Annotated in this window: 13 protein-coding genes; 7 read left to right on the top strand and 6 right to left on the bottom strand. The window is 61.0% G+C overall.

Annotation, left to right across the window (positions count from 1 at the left end):
* Positions 1 to 6: 6 nt before the first annotated feature.
* Positions 7 to 660 carry a DUF2238 domain-containing protein gene (locus ACQKEK_RS19530; protein WP_499144109.1) on the bottom strand — a complete coding sequence of 218 codons (654 nt, stop codon included), beginning with the start codon at positions 658 to 660 and terminating at the stop codon, positions 7 to 9.
* 138 nt (positions 661 to 798) lie between these two features.
* Between ACQKEK_RS19530 and coxB the strand changes: the two genes are divergently transcribed.
* From coxB to ACQKEK_RS19500, 6 genes are read left to right on the top strand one after another with little or no spacing between them, the layout of a single operon-like run.
* Positions 799 to 1,818 carry a cytochrome c oxidase subunit II gene (coxB, locus tag ACQKEK_RS19525; RefSeq protein ID WP_499144108.1) on the top strand — a complete coding sequence of 340 codons (1,020 nt, stop codon included), beginning with the start codon at positions 799 to 801 and terminating at the stop codon, positions 1,816 to 1,818.
* Positions 1,815 to 4,343, top strand: coding sequence for a cytochrome c oxidase subunit I (gene ctaD / locus ACQKEK_RS19520; protein WP_499144107.1), 2,529 nt, complete (start codon positions 1,815 to 1,817; stop codon positions 4,341 to 4,343). Before coxB ends, ctaD begins: the two co-directional genes overlap by 4 nt.
* The gene (locus ACQKEK_RS19515; protein WP_499144106.1) at positions 4,340 to 4,765 is read left to right on the top strand and encodes a hypothetical protein; all 426 of its coding nucleotides are present in this window, start codon (positions 4,340 to 4,342) and stop codon (positions 4,763 to 4,765) included. Before ctaD ends, ACQKEK_RS19515 begins: the two co-directional genes overlap by 4 nt.
* Positions 4,762 to 5,391 (top strand): cytochrome c oxidase assembly protein, encoded by a 630-nt coding sequence (locus tag ACQKEK_RS19510; RefSeq protein ID WP_084797665.1) that lies wholly within the window; start codon positions 4,762 to 4,764, stop codon positions 5,389 to 5,391. The genes ACQKEK_RS19515 and ACQKEK_RS19510 overlap by 4 nt, the downstream gene beginning before the upstream one ends.
* Positions 5,372 to 6,643, top strand: a complete 1,272-nt coding sequence (locus ACQKEK_RS19505; protein WP_499144105.1) for a c-type cytochrome — start codon at positions 5,372 to 5,374, stop codon at positions 6,641 to 6,643. Before ACQKEK_RS19510 ends, ACQKEK_RS19505 begins: the two co-directional genes overlap by 20 nt.
* 3 nt (positions 6,644 to 6,646) lie before the next feature.
* A complete protein-coding gene (locus ACQKEK_RS19500; RefSeq protein ID WP_045423282.1) occupies positions 6,647 to 7,255 on the top strand; it encodes a DedA family protein in 609 nt (202 codons plus the stop codon).
* A 35-nt stretch (positions 7,256 to 7,290) separates the two neighbouring features.
* Here the strand turns inward: ACQKEK_RS19500 and ACQKEK_RS19495 are convergent, their stop codons facing one another.
* From ACQKEK_RS19495 to ACQKEK_RS19475, 5 genes are all read right to left on the bottom strand, one after another.
* Positions 7,291 to 8,475 (bottom strand): polysaccharide pyruvyl transferase family protein, encoded by a 1,185-nt coding sequence (locus ACQKEK_RS19495; RefSeq protein ID WP_499144104.1) that lies wholly within the window; start codon positions 8,473 to 8,475, stop codon positions 7,291 to 7,293.
* A gap of 8 nt (positions 8,476 to 8,483) precedes the next feature.
* Positions 8,484 to 9,542 (bottom strand): nitroreductase family protein, encoded by a 1,059-nt coding sequence (locus tag ACQKEK_RS19490; protein ID WP_499144103.1) that lies wholly within the window; start codon positions 9,540 to 9,542, stop codon positions 8,484 to 8,486.
* Complete coding sequence (locus tag ACQKEK_RS19485) at positions 9,539 to 10,867, bottom strand: flippase (protein WP_499144102.1); 1,329 nt, start codon at positions 10,865 to 10,867, stop codon at positions 9,539 to 9,541. Before ACQKEK_RS19485 ends, ACQKEK_RS19490 begins: the two co-directional genes overlap by 4 nt.
* Before the next feature lie 719 nt (positions 10,868 to 11,586).
* Positions 11,587 to 12,348, bottom strand: coding sequence for a TerC family protein (locus tag ACQKEK_RS19480; protein ID WP_499144101.1), 762 nt, complete (start codon positions 12,346 to 12,348; stop codon positions 11,587 to 11,589).
* Positions 12,349 to 13,020: 672 nt separating this feature from the next.
* On the bottom strand, positions 13,021 to 14,679 hold the full coding sequence (locus tag ACQKEK_RS19475) for a diguanylate cyclase domain-containing protein (protein ID WP_499144100.1): 1,659 nt from the start codon (positions 14,677 to 14,679) through the stop codon (positions 13,021 to 13,023).
* 287 nt (positions 14,680 to 14,966) lie between these two features.
* Between ACQKEK_RS19475 and ACQKEK_RS19470 the strand changes: the two genes are divergently transcribed.
* Positions 14,967 to 15,526 (top strand): transposase domain-containing protein (locus tag ACQKEK_RS19470; protein WP_499167682.1); only part of this gene is annotated, 560 nt, incomplete at its 3' end.

The raw sequence follows: 15,526 nt of genomic DNA, 5'->3' as shown, positions 1-15,526 counted from the left end.
CAGTCGTCATCCGGCCGAGTCGCCACGCTGGCGCCGTGTTCGGCTGACGATTCCGGTAATGATCATGGCGATCAGCGCGCCGCCGGCTGCCAGCGCGATGTCCTTCTGTGGGTCCCAGCGATCATTCTGAGTGGCGAGAAAGGTGCGCCCCAGGCCGCCGTCTAACACTTCCGCGCCTGCCCATTCGATCAGCTCGTAAATCGCCGAGGTCGACAGCACGATGTCTATCGGCAATACCAGGCTCCAGAATCCAGGGCGCAGGCCCATGCGCACCAGCACCTCACGCATCGGATAGGCCAGAAGCAGCCCATAGCTGAAGTGTGCCAAGCGGTCGAACTGATTGCGCTCCCAACCCAGCTGTTCATTCAAGCCTTCGCCGGTCAGTGCCAGCCACCAATCGTTATAAGGCACGTTGGCGTAGGTGTAGTGGGCGCCAAGCTGATGGATGCAGAGATAAAGGAAGATCAGTGTCGCGGCGCTGCGGGAGGGCAGGTAGTGCTTGTGCCCCAGCAACAAGGCCGCTGCCAACCCCACCACCAAGAGGTTCTCCAACAGCCAGTCATGGCGGTTGAACGGATCGATCGCCAGCGCACCCCAGATCAACAGGAACAGGCCGACCAAAATCAAAAGGTAGCGTCGGTGTCGTCTGTCTGTGGCCATGCGTTCTCCAAAGTCGATTTCCTTGTTTTTTAGGACAAGCGCAACGACTTAAGGGTCCACCGCTCACGAATTCGACCGGTTATCCAACTTTTCCCGCCTGAGGAGTGTCACAAAACGTGACCCACAGCGAGGCGGACCATGCGGCTGACCCTAACAAACGACCTCACCACAGCACGCTTGCAGCCGCATGGCGTCTGCCTGTTGCTGCTGAGTGCGGTGCTGGTGGGGTGCGACGGCCAGCAGTCGGCGCTGAACCCCGCTGGTGCCGGCGCACAGAGCATCGCCACATTGTTCTGGTGGATGGCGGGCGGTGCGCTGGTCATCTGGCTGGTGGTGATGGGCATCGCCCTGTATGCCACCCAGGCACACCCGGAAGCTCACGGTATCCGCAGCGCCCGTTGGCTGATCATCGGCGGCGGGATCATTTTCCCCGTCGTGGTTTTGACCGGCCTGCTGATCTACGGGCTGATGCTGATGCCGCAGCTGCGCTCCGCCGAAAATGTCGCCCTGCGTGTCGAGGTGTCGGGTGAGCAGTGGTGGTGGCGGGTGCGCTACCGGACCGATGCGGGGGAGGCCGTTGAACTGGCGAATGAAATAAGACTGCCGGTGGGTGAGCGGGTGGCCTTCAGCCTGACCAGCCCGGACGTGATCCACTCGTTCTGGATCCCATCGCTGGGCGGCAAGGTCGACATGATTCCCGGTCGGGTCAACGAGCTGGTGCTGGAGCCGACCGAGACTGGCACCTTCCGTGGCGCCTGCGCCGAATACTGCGGCACCTCCCACGCGCTGATGAATTTCGCCGTAGTGGTGATGACCCGTGAGGCCTTCGATCAATGGCTAGCCGAACAGGCAGAGCCCGCACAGCAACCGGAAACGGAATTGCAGCAGGCGGGCCAGCAGGCCTTTCTCGCCAATGGCTGCGGTGCCTGTCATCAGGTGCGCGGCACGGCCGCCGACGGCACGGTCGGGCCCGACCTGACCCACGTCGGCAGCCGCCTGACCCTGGCAGCCGGCACGCTGCCGGCCGATGTCGACGCCTTCCGGCGCTGGATCGGCCACAGCAGCGCGATCAAGCCAGACGTGAAAATGCCCGCCTTCGGCATGCTGCCTGAGGCACAGCTGAGCGCCATGGCGCATTACCTGAAGGGCCTTGAATGAGCGAGCCGATTGCATACCGCGACCCGCAGGACGAAGCCCGCGCCAAAGGACAGGCCGAACGCCTTGCCGCAGCCTGGAAGACCCCCACCGGCTGGCGTTACTGGTCAGCGGTAAACAACACCGAGGTGGGCCTCTGGTACACCGGCGTGTCGTTCCTGTTTTTCCTCTTTGCCGGCGTGCTGGCGATGCTGATTCGCGCTCAGCTGGCGGTGCCGGATAACGATTTCCTATCGGCCGAAACCTATAACCAGGTGTTCACACTGCACGGCTCGGTGATGATGTTTCTCTTCGGCGTGCCGATTTTCGAAGCCTTCTCCATCCTGATCCTGCCGCAGATGCTCGGCGCACGAGACTTGCCGTTCCCGCGTCTGTCGGCCTATGGCTTCTGGTGTTTCATCATTGGTGGCGTGTTCGTCTGTGGCTCGATCTTTTTCGGCGTCGCGCCGCAGGGTGGCTGGTTCATGTACCCGCCGCTCACCACCACCTATCAGGACGGCCTCGGCGCGGATATCTGGCTGCTCGGGCTGTCATTCATCGAAGTGTCTTCGATCGCGGCGGCGGTGGAGCTGATCGTCGGCGTGCTGAAAACACGGCCGCCGGGGATGCGCATCAACCTGATCCCGCTGTATTCCTGGTACATCCTGGTGGTCGCGGGAATGATCCTGTTCGCGTTTCCACCGCTGATCGCGGGCGACCTGTTGTTCGAGCTGGAGCGCGCATTCGACTGGCCGTTCTTCGATGCCAGCCGTGGCGGTGACCCGCTGCTCTGGCAGCACCTGTTCTGGATCTTCGGCCACCCCGAGGTCTACATCATTTTCCTGCCCGCCGTGGCGCTGGTGGCGACCATCGTGCCCACCGCAGCCGGGCGGCCTATCGTTGGCTACAGCTTCATCGTGCTGGCAGCGGTCGGCACCGGGTTCATCAGTTTCGGGCTGTGGGTCCACCACATGTTCACCACCGGGATGCCGGGCATCTCGCTGGCCTTCTTCTCGGCGGCATCTGAAGCGGTGGCGATCCCCACTGGGGTGCAGATCTTCTGCTTCCTCGCGACTGCATTGGCGGGACGTTTCGTCAAATCGGTACCGATGCTGTTCGTCGCCGGTGCGCTGGCGATCTTCGTGCTGGGCGGGCTGACCGGCGTGATGGTGGCGCTGGCGCCGTTCGATTTCCAGGCGCACGACACCTATTTCATCGTCGCGCACCTGCACTACGTGCTGATCGGCGGCATGTTGTTCCCGGTCATCGCCGGCCTCTACTACTTCTTCCCGCTGGCGATGAGCAAGACACTGTCGGACCGGCTCGGGCGGATCGCCTTCTGGCTGATGTTCATCGGCTTCAACATCGCCTTCCTGCCCATGCACTTCACCGGCCTGCTGGGCATGCCGCGGCGTGTCTACACCTATGCGCCGGGTATGGGCTTCGACGTGCTGAATATGGTGTCCACGGTGGGCGCTTTCATCCTCGCCACCGGCGTCGCGGTGCTGGTCTGGGATGTGTTGCGGCCCAAGGGCAAACAGCCCTACAGCAAGCGCAATCCGTGGAACGCCGGGACCCTTGAATGGCTGGCAGAAATGCCCGGCAGGGCCTGGGGCGCGCGTTCGATTCCGATCATCAAGAGCCGCTACCCACTGTGGGATCAGCCAGACCTGATGCGGGACGTGGATGCTGGTCGCTTCTACCTGCCGGACGCCGAGGAGGGCAAACGCGAGACCCTGATCAGCAGCATCATTGATGCCGAGCCGATCCAGTGCCTGCGCGTGCCGGGCCCGACCTTCTTGAGCATGTGGGCGGCCATCTTCACCGGTGGGCTGTTCATCTTCGCGACCTACAGCTGGTATGTCGCAGCGCTGGTAAGTGCCGGCCTCGCGCTGATCACCATCCTCATCTGGCTGTGGACCGGCACGGCGGTGATCCCGGAAAAGCCAAAAAAGGATATCGGCCTGGACGTGACGGTGCCGCTCTATGCCTCCGGCGCAAAGTCGGTGGGCTGGTGGGCCACCTTTATCACCATGATCGGCGACATGAGCGCCTTCGGCAGTCTGGTATTCGGCTACTTCTTCTTCTGGACCGTGCACGAGAATTTCCCGCCCGCCGATGCCGCCGGCCCCGGCGTGTTCTGGCCGGTACTGGGACTGGGATTGATTGCAGCGTCCTGGGCGCTGACGCTGCTGGCGCGGCACTGCAACTTTCGCGATCAGGCGGCGGGCTTCTACGGCTCGCTGGGGCTGGCAGCGATCTGCACCCTGGCGGGGGCCTACTCCATGTGGGCCGGGCCGCATTTCAGCGGCCTCGATCCCACCAGCAATGTCTATCCCGCCACGGTGTGGGTGCTGGTGCTCTGGTGCCTGATACACCTGTCCATCGGCCTGATCATGCAGCTCTATTGCTTGGCGCGACGTGCGGCCGGCCGGATGACGGCGGTGCATGACATCGATATCCGCAATATCGCGTTGTACTGGCATTTCATGCTCATCACCGTCGGCGTGACCGTCGCGGTCATCGCCGGCTTTCCGGAGGTGCTATGAGTGAAAACCTGAGCGAACAGCAACGGAATGGCGATCAGCAGGCCCCTGAAGCACCGCCGCAAGAGCGCGACACCCTCTGGCTGATCACCTTCAGCCCGACCATCTGGGCGGCGCACTTTCTGCTGTCCTACCTGGCTGTGTCTGTGTGGTGCGCGAAGGTGGCGGGCCGCAGCGGCGAGCTGGGCGACATTCGCATCGCCATCGGTGTGTTGACGCTCGTTGCGCTGGTCGGCATTGGGTTGACCGGCTGGAAAGGCTGGCGTCACCACTCCTTTGGGCATGCAACGGCGCCGCATGATTTCGACACCCCCGGCGATCGCCATCGCTTCCTTGGCTTCTCGACGCTGCTGTTGAGCGGCCTGAGCTTCGTTGCGACGATCTTCGTGGCGCTGTGCGTGGTCTTCATCAGGAGCTGCGCATGATCTGGCGGCGCCTGTCGTTCATGCTTGGCCTGACCACGCTGGGGGCGGTCTGGCTCGGTCCGCTGCCAGACATGGCCGATCGGCTGTTCGTCGGCCATATGCTGATGCACGTGATGGTGGTGGCGGTGGCGGCGCCGTTACTGGCGATCGGCCTTGCTGGCGGCCGGTTTGATTTCTCCAATCGCATCCCGTTTCTGTTCTCGCCGATCCTGGCTTCGGTGATCGAGTTGTTCGTGGTCTGGGCCTGGCACATGCCGGCGCTGCACCATGCGGCGCGCACCTCGCAATCGGCGGAGTTGTTGGAACAGGGCAGCTATCTGTTCGTTGGGCTGTTGGTCTGGCTCGCGGCATTCGGCGGCGTGCGTCATCAGCGCGCGCTGGCCGGCATTGCCGGCCTGCTGCTGACCTCGATGCACATGACGCTGCTCGGCGTGCTGCTGGCGATGTCGAGCCGACCGCTGTTCGAGCACACCGGCTCGGCACTCTCAGGCATGAGCCCGCTCGAGGATCAACAGATGGGCGGCGTGATCATGTTGGCTTTTGGCGGCAGCGCCTATCTTATCGGCGGGTTGTATCTGCTTTTCGGGCTATTACAGGACAAGCGCAATGCCTTTTCAGTCAGCTAAACGCAAGGTCCGGCGATGCTCGGCGCCGCTGCGGCGCTGGCTATGCTGGCTGACCGGTGGCTCGTGGAAGCGCGTTGGGGCGGCCATCGCGTTGATGGCAGCGCTGGCGGGCACGGGCGCGTTCGTGCTGGTTTCGCTGGGACTGGTCTCGATCAGTGCCAGCTCGGGTCATTGGAAGGCGACCGGCTGGATGCTGCACTACGCCATGCGTCGTGCGGTGAGCACGCAGTCGATGGGCATCAAGGTGCCGCCGCTGGACGATCCGGCGTTGGTGCTCAAGGGGGCTGGGCACTATCACACGGGCTGCCTGGCCTGCCATGGCGGCCCAGGCCAGGAACGTTCGCTGATCGTCCAGCAGATGACGCCCGAGCCGCCTTACTTGCCGCCGCAGATCGAGCACTGGGAGCCGCAGGAGCTGTTCTGGATTGTGAAGAATGGCGTGAAATTCACCGCCATGCCGGCCTGGCCCGCGCAGAAAAGGGACGATGAGGTCTGGGCCGTGGTGGCATTCCTCCAGGCGATGCCGAGCATGTCGCCCGAGCGCTATAAGCAGCTTGCGCTGGGCGGGCGCAGCGAAGAGACCGCCAAACCCGTCACGCCCGATCATCTGCGGCCGCTGAAGGATCCGCTCGGTCCGGTGTTGGCCAACTGCAACCGTTGCCATGCCGAAGACGGCGGCGGCCGGGGCGAGGGCGCGTTCCCCCGATTGGCCGGGCAGAGCGAGGCATATTTGCTCGGTGCGCTGCAGGCCTACGCAAGGGGCGAGCGGCATAGTGGCATCATGCAGCCGATCGCCGCAGGTCTGGAGCCGGCGGTGCTCGAAGCACTGGCGCAGCATTACGCCGATCTGCCGCCAGTCAGTCGCACAGACGCTCCAGAGCCGACGCCGGACATCCTGGCCCAGGGCCTGTCGCTGGCGGAGCGCGGTGTGCGTGAACGCGGCATCCCGTCCTGCGTTCACTGCCACGGGCCCAAGGATGGGCCTCGCAATCCGATGTATCCAAACATCGCCGGGCAGTACGCCCGCTACCTGAACTTGCAGCTGGAACTGTTCACGGCCGGTAAGCGTGGCGGTACGGAGTACGCCCATATCATGCACAGCGCCGCGCAGCGGCTCACGCCGGAGCAGATGCAGGCACTGGCCGATTACTACGCGTCGTTGCCGGCAAAGGTGGCCGGGGCTCTCGATAAGCCCGCCCCAACCCTCACCGAGCCGTCCGCGCAGACCCCTTTACCGCAAAAGCAGAGGTAACCGATGTTCGACAAAATCGTGGAAATCGTTTCGGCATTGGGCTACGTCGGGGTTTTCCTGCTGATGTTGCTGGAGAACATCTTCCCGCCCATCCCGTCGGAGCTGATCATGCCACTGGCGGGCTTCGTCGCCGCGCGGGGTGATCTCAACTTCATCGCGGTGATTCTGGTCGGCACTGCTGGCTCAGTGGTCGGTGCGCTGCCCTGGTACTACGCCGGCGCCAAACTCGGTCAGAAGCGCATGAAGCATTTCGCCGAACGCTGGGGCCACTGGTTGACCCTGTCGCCAGAGGACGTCGACAAGGCCAGCGACTGGTTCGATCGTCACGGCAAGGGCGCGGTGTTCTTCGGCCGCCTGATTCCGGCGGTCCGCACGCTGATTTCGGTGCCCGCGGGTATCGCCGGAATGTCGATGACCAAATTTCTGATCTATTCGACGCTGGGCTCGCTGATCTGGACGGCCTTGCTGGCGCTGGCCGGTTACCTGCTTGAGTCGCAGTACCAGAAAGTCTCGGAGTACCTCAACCCGGTTTCCACCGCGATCGTGGTGCTGATGGTGCTCTATTACCTGTATCGGCTGATTCGCCAGCGCTTCGCCAGCAAAAAACAGTAGACCGTGACGCCAGTTCGCGGCGCCACGGTGGTCAATCAGGCCGCGCCAGCGGTGTGGTGCTGCGCCTGGTGTGTACGCTGACACTGGTCAATCACGGCGAAGACCTGCTGCCACATCTGCTCGGATTGTTGCTTGAGCTGAGCGGTACGGGTCTGGATCAACGCCTGGATCCGCGCAGCATCATCCGTCACCAAGTCGATCTTGCGCTTGATTTCCGCCTCGTCAGTGGTGACCTGAACCAGCCCTTCAGGGAAACCGTAGTCTTCGAACAGCATCTGGTACTTGTGGCTCCAGCCGGTGGCCAAGGCTGGCACGCCTTGGGATAGCGCGCTGACCAACCCGTGGAAACGACTGCCCAGGGTGCCGCTGCAGGCGCCGAGGATGCCTTTGATTTCCAGTGCACCGCTTTCCTTGACGATCGGAATGCCGCCCACCGCCGCAGACAGTTCGTCAGCCAGGCGCTGATCGTCCTTGCCTTCATGCACCAGCACGAAAGGCTTGGCGCCCTTTTCCAGCAGGTAGCGCGTGCAGCTGATCAGGAACGGCAGGTAGGCATCGCGCGTCTTCTGGTCGGTCTTGTCCAGCATTCGGCAGTTGGGGACGATGCAGAAACGGTTCTGTTCGGTATCGAAGCCCTGCGGCAGAACACCGGTGATGAGGTTGGTGAAGTCCGGTGATTGCTTGATCTTCGCCTGCTCACCCACCAGCTCGGTGAGATGCTCGTAGGACACGCGCTCGCGCGGGAAAATCAGGTCGACGTTATCGATCACCGTTTTCATTGCCGCCCGGTTTTTCTCCGATTTGAACGGCCCAAGCGCTTGCGGCATCAGGATCACGCGGGTGCCGTTCTTGTGCCAGCGCTTGGTCGACTGCGCCAGCTCCGCACAGGGGTCTTCGCCCCACTGATCGCTGTAGGCGAAGCCCGCCGCATCGATGACCACATCGACTTCCTTATCCAGCACCACGCCGTACATCTCGCGCAGCGGACGTGGCGCGAAGTTGGCCAGCGTGCCCCACTGGATGCCGTAGCGCCACAGCCAGGCCTTGGGATAGAAACCCAGCTGGACCAGCTTGCGAAACGGCTGCTCGGCTTTTTTCGGGGTCGGGGCCATGACGAAGGTAGCGTCCGGATACCGGGTCCTCAGTTTCTGCAACGCCGCGTGCAACATCAGCTCAGCGCCTTTATTGACGAAGCCTGCCTTTCTGATCTCGATAATCATCGCTTACCTCAGTTGAATACAATCAAGTCGTCTGCGGTCTTCTTGTCCGAATAAGGAATCCCTCCCGTTGGATCGGCATAGCCCACCGCAAGGAGCATCACAGTGCGTTCCTGGTAGGCCAGGCCCAGTATTTTCGCCAGTTGACGTTCTCTTTCTTCGACGTCAGGCCAGTTGATCGAGCAGCTCGACAAGCCCAGGCTTTCCAGTGCCAGCATCAGCTGCATGGCGGCCAGCGAGCCGTCGATATAGACCACGTGGCGGTCGCGTGCCTCTGGATAGCAGCCCAGGTCGCCGACTACAGCAATCACGCAGGGCAAATTGTCGTGGAAACCCGCCGTGCCGCCGGCGCACTTGGCGACCTCGGCGGCCTTTTCCTTGCCGTTGCTGACATAGAAGCGAAACGGCTGGCGGTTGCAGGCCGACGGCGCCAGAGCCGCGGCGCTTACCGCCTGTTCGATCAGCTCATTGCTGACCGGCTTATCCTGATACCAGCGAACCGAGCGGCGACGGCGGAACAGCACCATCAGCTCGTCATAGCTAACCGGGCAGTCCGGCAGCTGGCTGTGGGGGTAGGGCACGCAGCGGTTGGTTTCGTTGGGGTTCTCGGTGCTGGTGAAGGCGCGCTTGGCCGAGTCGATGCGCGGCGTGCTGCCAACGGCTGAGAAATAGTCAGTAAGTACATCGTTGGCCCAGCGCTGTTGGCCGTTGACGCCGCCGGCCCGGGTCGCATCGGCATAGCAACGAACCGTCGGGCCGATGTAGTCCTCGGCAAAGGTGCTGCGCCGTGGACGCATGATCAGGCCCTTCTCCAGGCGATGCACGTTGCGCCGCAGGAAGGCATCGTTCTCGCCCTTGCCGCGCATCCGCTGAGCGAAATGCAGCCGGCCCAGCAGCACCGCGCGGTGTTCCCGGTCGAACTCACGGCTGATCAGGCAGTAATAGGCAGAAGACAAGAAGCCGCTGGAGGAAAACAGGCGGACCAGGGCCAGGCCAGTGCTATCCCGGGTCGCCTTGATGGCGTTCTTCACAGGATCAGGCAAGGCTCTGGCGAGCGACATGAGGCTCATCGGGTGGCTCCTACGGCGTTGAATGCGTAACGGACCGGGCTGAACATTGACTTGGTCATCATGTAGAACACCGGGCGGGTCTTCTTGTGCACCAGCAGTGCAGCGTATGAAGCAACCGCATAAGAAATGAGCGTGGCCATGGCGGCGCCTTCACCGCCGTACCGAGGAATCAGCAGCAGGTTGAGGCCGATATTGGCCAGCGCGCCGAGGCCCTGGGTGATCAGCGAAAACATCAGTGCGCCCTCGATCAAGATCCAACGGCTGAACGCCGCTCGCATGAAGATGAACACGCCGGCCCAGATATGGATGGTGAGGATCGATGCGGAGTTCTGGTACTCGTCGCCAAACAGCAGGGCGATCAGGGGTTCGGCGACGAGCGACACCAGCACCGCTACGGCAATGGCGAGAATGAACAGGACGTCGAAGAGCTGCTGGAAGCGCTTGTTGAACAGCGCCAGGTCGGCCGCATGCAGCTTGATCAGCTTGGGGAAGAACGACGCGACGATGGCGATCGGCAGGAAGTACCAGGCCTCGGAGAGCTGTGCGGCCACGGCATAAACGCCCACCTCCTCGGCACCCACCATCCACTTGAGCATGACCTGATCGATCTTCATGTAGATCACTGCGAAGATCGAACCGACGTAGAGAATCCAGCCCTGGCTGAGCAGCTCCTTGGCCTTGGCGAAGCTGGCCTTCCAGCTCATCAGCGAGACAGTGGTGGTGCCTTTGTAGAGCAGTGCGAGGATCACCGCGGCGATGATGAACTGCGCGGTATGCGCGAAGGCGAAGGCTACGACGCCGGCGCCGCTGACGACCATCAACAGCTTGAGGCCGGCCGAGAGCAGGATTGCGCTGGACTTGGCGATGGCCGGATAGCGGGCCTGCACCTGGGACTGAAACCAGTATTCCACCACGTCAAACGTCTGGAAGAAGATCGCCGAGGCGACGATCAGCAGCATCCAGAACTCGGTGCCGCCAACTTCTTCGAACACCCACGCGTAAACGAAGACCAGAATGAAACCGAGGGTCATGCCGGTCAGCTTAAGCATGAAGGTGGTGCCCAGCGTCTCCGGAACCTTGTCCGGCTGCTTTACCACCTCGCGCACCACCAGGCCTGCCAGTCCCATGTGACCCGCCGAGGCGAAGATCGCGGTCATGGATATGGCGTAGGCGAGAATCCCGAACTGTTCCGGTCCCAGATAGCGGGCCAGCACAATCGCCATGAGAAAGCCCACGCCGATGTTCAGCAGCCGCTCCGCCATCATCCATGAAGCATTGAACAGGTACAGCTTGAGTTTGTGGAAGAGGGTGGTGATAGCGCTCATCGAGTGGCTCGGCTCCTCAAGGCTGGCTCCGTGGTGGCAAGCATTGCCTTCAGTTGCGCTGGAGTGGCGACGCACAGCAGACCGCGTTTTGTCTGGCATGTTCCGGACGCAGACGTCTGGAAATGGATCGCGGTGCAATCCACTGAAACGCTGGCCAAGGGCCTCTAGAGCGAATCGGCTGCCGGCAAATGTCGGACTGATTACAGGCGAGATGACTAGGCGAAAACCTGCCTGCGAACACAGCCAGTAGGGACTGATGGCCAATCGAAGGCACCGATTCGACTCGCTGTGATTAATCTGATGGCCTTTTCATTCTAAAAGTGGAACTTTTGCCATCACTGCCCCTCTTAACCCTGCTGCCGCTGCTAGCCGCTCCCTGACCCATTTCGGTGTGCCATGGAACGCCTAGCTCGGCGACCAGCGAAGTGACTTTCAGCTGGTGCAAGGCTGCCGCGAAGGACTCGCGAAGCGTCAGGACTGACGCAAGGAATCGCTGCTCGGAGCGGCCGAAGGGATAGGACTCAGCCCAAACAGAAGAGCCCCGCATCGTTTGATGCGGGGCTTTTTTGTTTCTGCCTTACCGGTGCGGGAGATACGTGCGGCTAAATTGCATGGCCGGTTGCTGTGTGCAGACCGCTGGTGCTGGGCATCCGAACTCACCTCGCTCCTGTTACGCAGCCCTAGTACGCCCGGCTAGGCCGGGCACCGACAGAGTGGTTCTAACGAGCCGACTCAGGCTGCTTTCGCTTGGCGCGTCGGGACAGTATGTTCAGCACCTCTATACCGGCCGAGAATGCCATCGCTGCATACACAAAGCCCTTCGGTACATGCGCGCCGAAGCCTTCGGCAATGAGCGTCATGCCGATCATGATCAGAAAGCCCAGGGCGAGCATCACAACCGTAGGGTTATCGTTGATGAACTTGGCCAACGGATTAGCGGCAACGAGCATCACGGTCACTGCGACGACGACAGCGATCACCATGATCGAAACATGTTCGGTCATACCAACCGCAGTAATGATGCTGTCGATGGAGAACACGAGATCAAGTAGCAGTATCTGCGCGATGGCTGCACTGAAACCCATGGTGACCGCGTTCTCGAGCGGCTTGCCCTCAAACATGTCGCCGCCAGGGGTTGGGTCCATGGTGTGGTGAATTTCTTTCGTGGCCTTCCACAACAGAAACAAACCACCCGCAATCAGAATCATGTCCTTCCAGGACAAGGCGTTTCCGAACAGTTCGATTACCGGCTCGGTCAACTGAACAATCCAGGCTACGGTACCTAGCAGGCCCAGCCGCAGCACCAACGCCAAACCGATACCGATGCGTCTGGCACGCTCGCGCTGATGCTCGGGAAGCTTGTTGGTCAGGATGGAGATGAAGATTAGGTTATCGATACCAAGTACCACCTCCATGGCAATCAACGTGGCCAGGGCCACCCAGGTGGTAGGTTCGGAAAAAAGCTGAATAAGCGATTCCATCAAGACTCTCAAGCAGAAGGTTGCGATCAGAACCCATGCCGGAATCGGATGGGGAGCAAAATCATAGCCACAAACCATCCTGGCGAGGCTCGAGCACTCAGCCCGGTTTGTATCAAGTCATTTGGTCGACTGTTGTGTCGATAAGTGTTCGCGCCGACGCGAAGAAGCGGCAGTGGCGTTAAGCCCTCAAAACCATACGCACTTCAATCGCTACTCGACCTAGATCTAATGGATTGCCGGACGGAGCAGGTATTGCATAGTGGTGCGGCAGGTATTGGCGCACCTTCTCCACCATCCTTGAGTTTTCGAAATGAACGCCTTTCAGATAGCGTTGTGTGCACTCCTCAGCCTCGGTGTACTGGGTACGGGCGCCTTGCTCGATTACCGGAACGTTGATCGAGACAGGGCTGCCAGGACCACCGATTACTCAAGCCCCAGTACTCTCCTAACAGGACGCACAAAGCAGAAAGAAGACGAGGCGAAGGACAAGCCCACCGCCTGAGCTTTTGTTTAGCTTCTAAACCGATACTACCAGCTCGGCCTCAACTGAGGTCGAGCGCGGGACGTTGAATATCGATCGGCGTTACCGAGCTGGCTATTGCTATCAGCCCTGGTTTCCCGCCAACCCTGCCAAGCGGCTGAACATGGCAGCTGCCCTCACGCCTAGGTTTATCAAACCACCTGCGGCACCGGCGCCTTAGCCTCACCCTTGTTGGCAACGCTAAAGCTCGCTCGTCCCTTACCGGCGCCTTTGGCGCGGTATAGCGCTTCGTCAGCTGACCGAAGTGCGTCGGCAAAGTCACCGCCTGACCAGAGCGCGCCGCCGACACTGCAACCGATGTTGATAGATTCGCCCGCCAGCGATACCGGCTCGGCAAGCCTGGCGATCATGCGATCGGCCGCGCGCTGCACATTGCGCACGGATTCGCCTTTGCGCAGGCGCAGAAGCAGGACGAACTCATCTCCACCGTGCCGCACCGCGATGTCTCCGTCGCGGATCGAAGCCGAAAGCCGCAACCCGACCTCATGCAGGAGCGCATCGCCTACGGCATGGCCGAAGAGGTCATTTACCGGCTTGAAGCCATCGAGGTCCAGGCACAGAACGCCGAAGCTCGACTGCCGTTCTTCTTCGGTCCGGACAGCTTCTACGTATTTCTGCAGCGCCGCCCGGTTCGGCAGTCCGGTCACGGTATCGCGATAGGCAATCCCTTCGACCAACGCCAGCTGACTTCTTTTTCGGGTCAGGCTGTCCACCAGATGCCGTATCGCAACGCTGAGGGCTTCGACTTCCTGCGTGCTTTTCAGTAGCGGAATCCGAACTGCGGCCCCTTCCGAAATGCGGGCCGCTGCGTCAACGATCTCTCGTAGCGGCTGTGTAATCATTCCCGCAACAAACCAGCCGATGACGGCGAAGGCCAAGGACAGCATGGCCCCCCAGATGAAAATCTCATCGCGTAACTGGCGTGCTTCGGCAAACGCGATCTTTGCGGGCTGGCGAGCAATGACGGTCCAACCCAATCCGGGGTAGTCCTCGAAGCCGACACTTTCGGCAAATCCCGTCAGATATTCTGTGCCGTCTGGCCAATGCACCACGGACCAATTCTGCACGGGACGGTCCTCGAGCTTGATTCCGATAGGCTTACCGATCATTTCCCTCGGGCCGAGCAGCACCGTCCTGTCTTTGCTGACGACAAGAAACTCCAACCCTGGCAAACGCTTTTGCAGTGGTTCAAATAATGATCTGCCAACCTCATCTGCCCACTCCCAGGAAAGATGGGTGGCCAGCACCCCTGCCAGTGCCCCCGAGTCATCGCGCACGGGCATGCTGATGTCGACAAATTTCATCGCCTCGCCCGACGGGTTCGGCAGCAGTTTGGCCAGTAACACCGCCTCGTGTACGTCACCGATAAAGGTGTTTTCCACCCCGTTGAGGAATACGGGTCTGGCCGAGATGTCCACGCCCTCCAACAGGCTATCGGTGGAGGCGACCACCTTGCCGTTGGCGTTTGTGAGGCCGATCCAGGAGTAGCTGGGAAAGTGATCGCTCAGATGATTGAGAAGCGTGCGGGCTTCACCGACATTTTCTGGGTTGCGAAGCGCTTGGAGCTCACTGAGTACGGTCAGCTCTTTGGAGCGGCCGCTCATGTCGCGGTCAAGGCGATCAACCATCGAGAAAGCCGCTTCTCCGAGCTGTTGTCCCGTCCATTCCTTCAATCGCGAAATGGAAGACTCACCGATGGCGGTGCCGAAAATGCAACTGAGCACGAAGACGACCAGGGCGACGACGATGGCGAAGCGCGCTCGCAAGCTGCGTAAAGGTGTGAGAAACATCAAGCGAAACCATAAGGGAAACATCAAAACGCCAGGACAAGCTAACGTCATACGCCGCTATGTCGGCCGCAGGGCTGGATTCTCCAGCCCGATTCATCGCAACGAGGTATCTGGGCCTCTCACAAGGCGGCGCTGCGTCGCCGACGTGTTTCCGGCACAGTGAGCGCTGAACAGAAACAAAAAAGGCCCACCATGCGGTGTAATGCTGTTCACTTAAGCATTTGAGTCCAGGCCGTGGCTTCTAGAAAATCCGATACCAGTCCTCTGGTATCGGATTTTTTATGCCCATTCAGCAGCAATTGCTCGACCTCGGTGATCTCTTCAATTTCTCGGATCTGAGTACCTTCACGCAGAACATCCCTGTTGAGTGGGTCGCCAGCGCGCTGAGCCTTTCAGCACAAGCCACCATAAGGCGCCGTCGCCTGCCAAGCGATCAGGTTCTCTGGTTGGTGTTGGGCATGGCGCTGTTCCGGGATGAGCCTGTGCATGAGGTGGCCAGGCGTCTGAATATCTGCGCTCAAGGCCTGGCCTCCGATCAGTTGCTCGCGCGAAGTGGGGTGACTGAGGCGCGTAAGCGACTGGGAGCTGATCCGGTCGAATCGTTGTTTCGTCAGACGGGTAGACACTGGGGCTGCGAGCGATACGAGGGTGATGGTTGGAATGGTTTACAGGTGTTCGCGGTCGATGGTGCATTACTGCGAACCCCCGATACACCTGAGCTAAGAGAACATTTTGGCTCTGGCAACACGGGGACTGAACGCCAGACGCCTTTTCCAATGATGCGGCTCGTCGCCTTGATGAACGTGCGTTCCCACGTGATCCTCGATGCCCAGCTCAGCCCCTACCG

Origin of the sequence: Pseudomonas sp. NPDC077408, assembly GCF_050269105.1 — a bacterium.
Lineage (GTDB): Bacteria > Pseudomonadota > Gammaproteobacteria > Pseudomonadales > Pseudomonadaceae > Stutzerimonas.
Note: the sequence above shows the minus strand (reverse complement) of the source record. Positions and strands in the feature narration are given on the sequence as shown.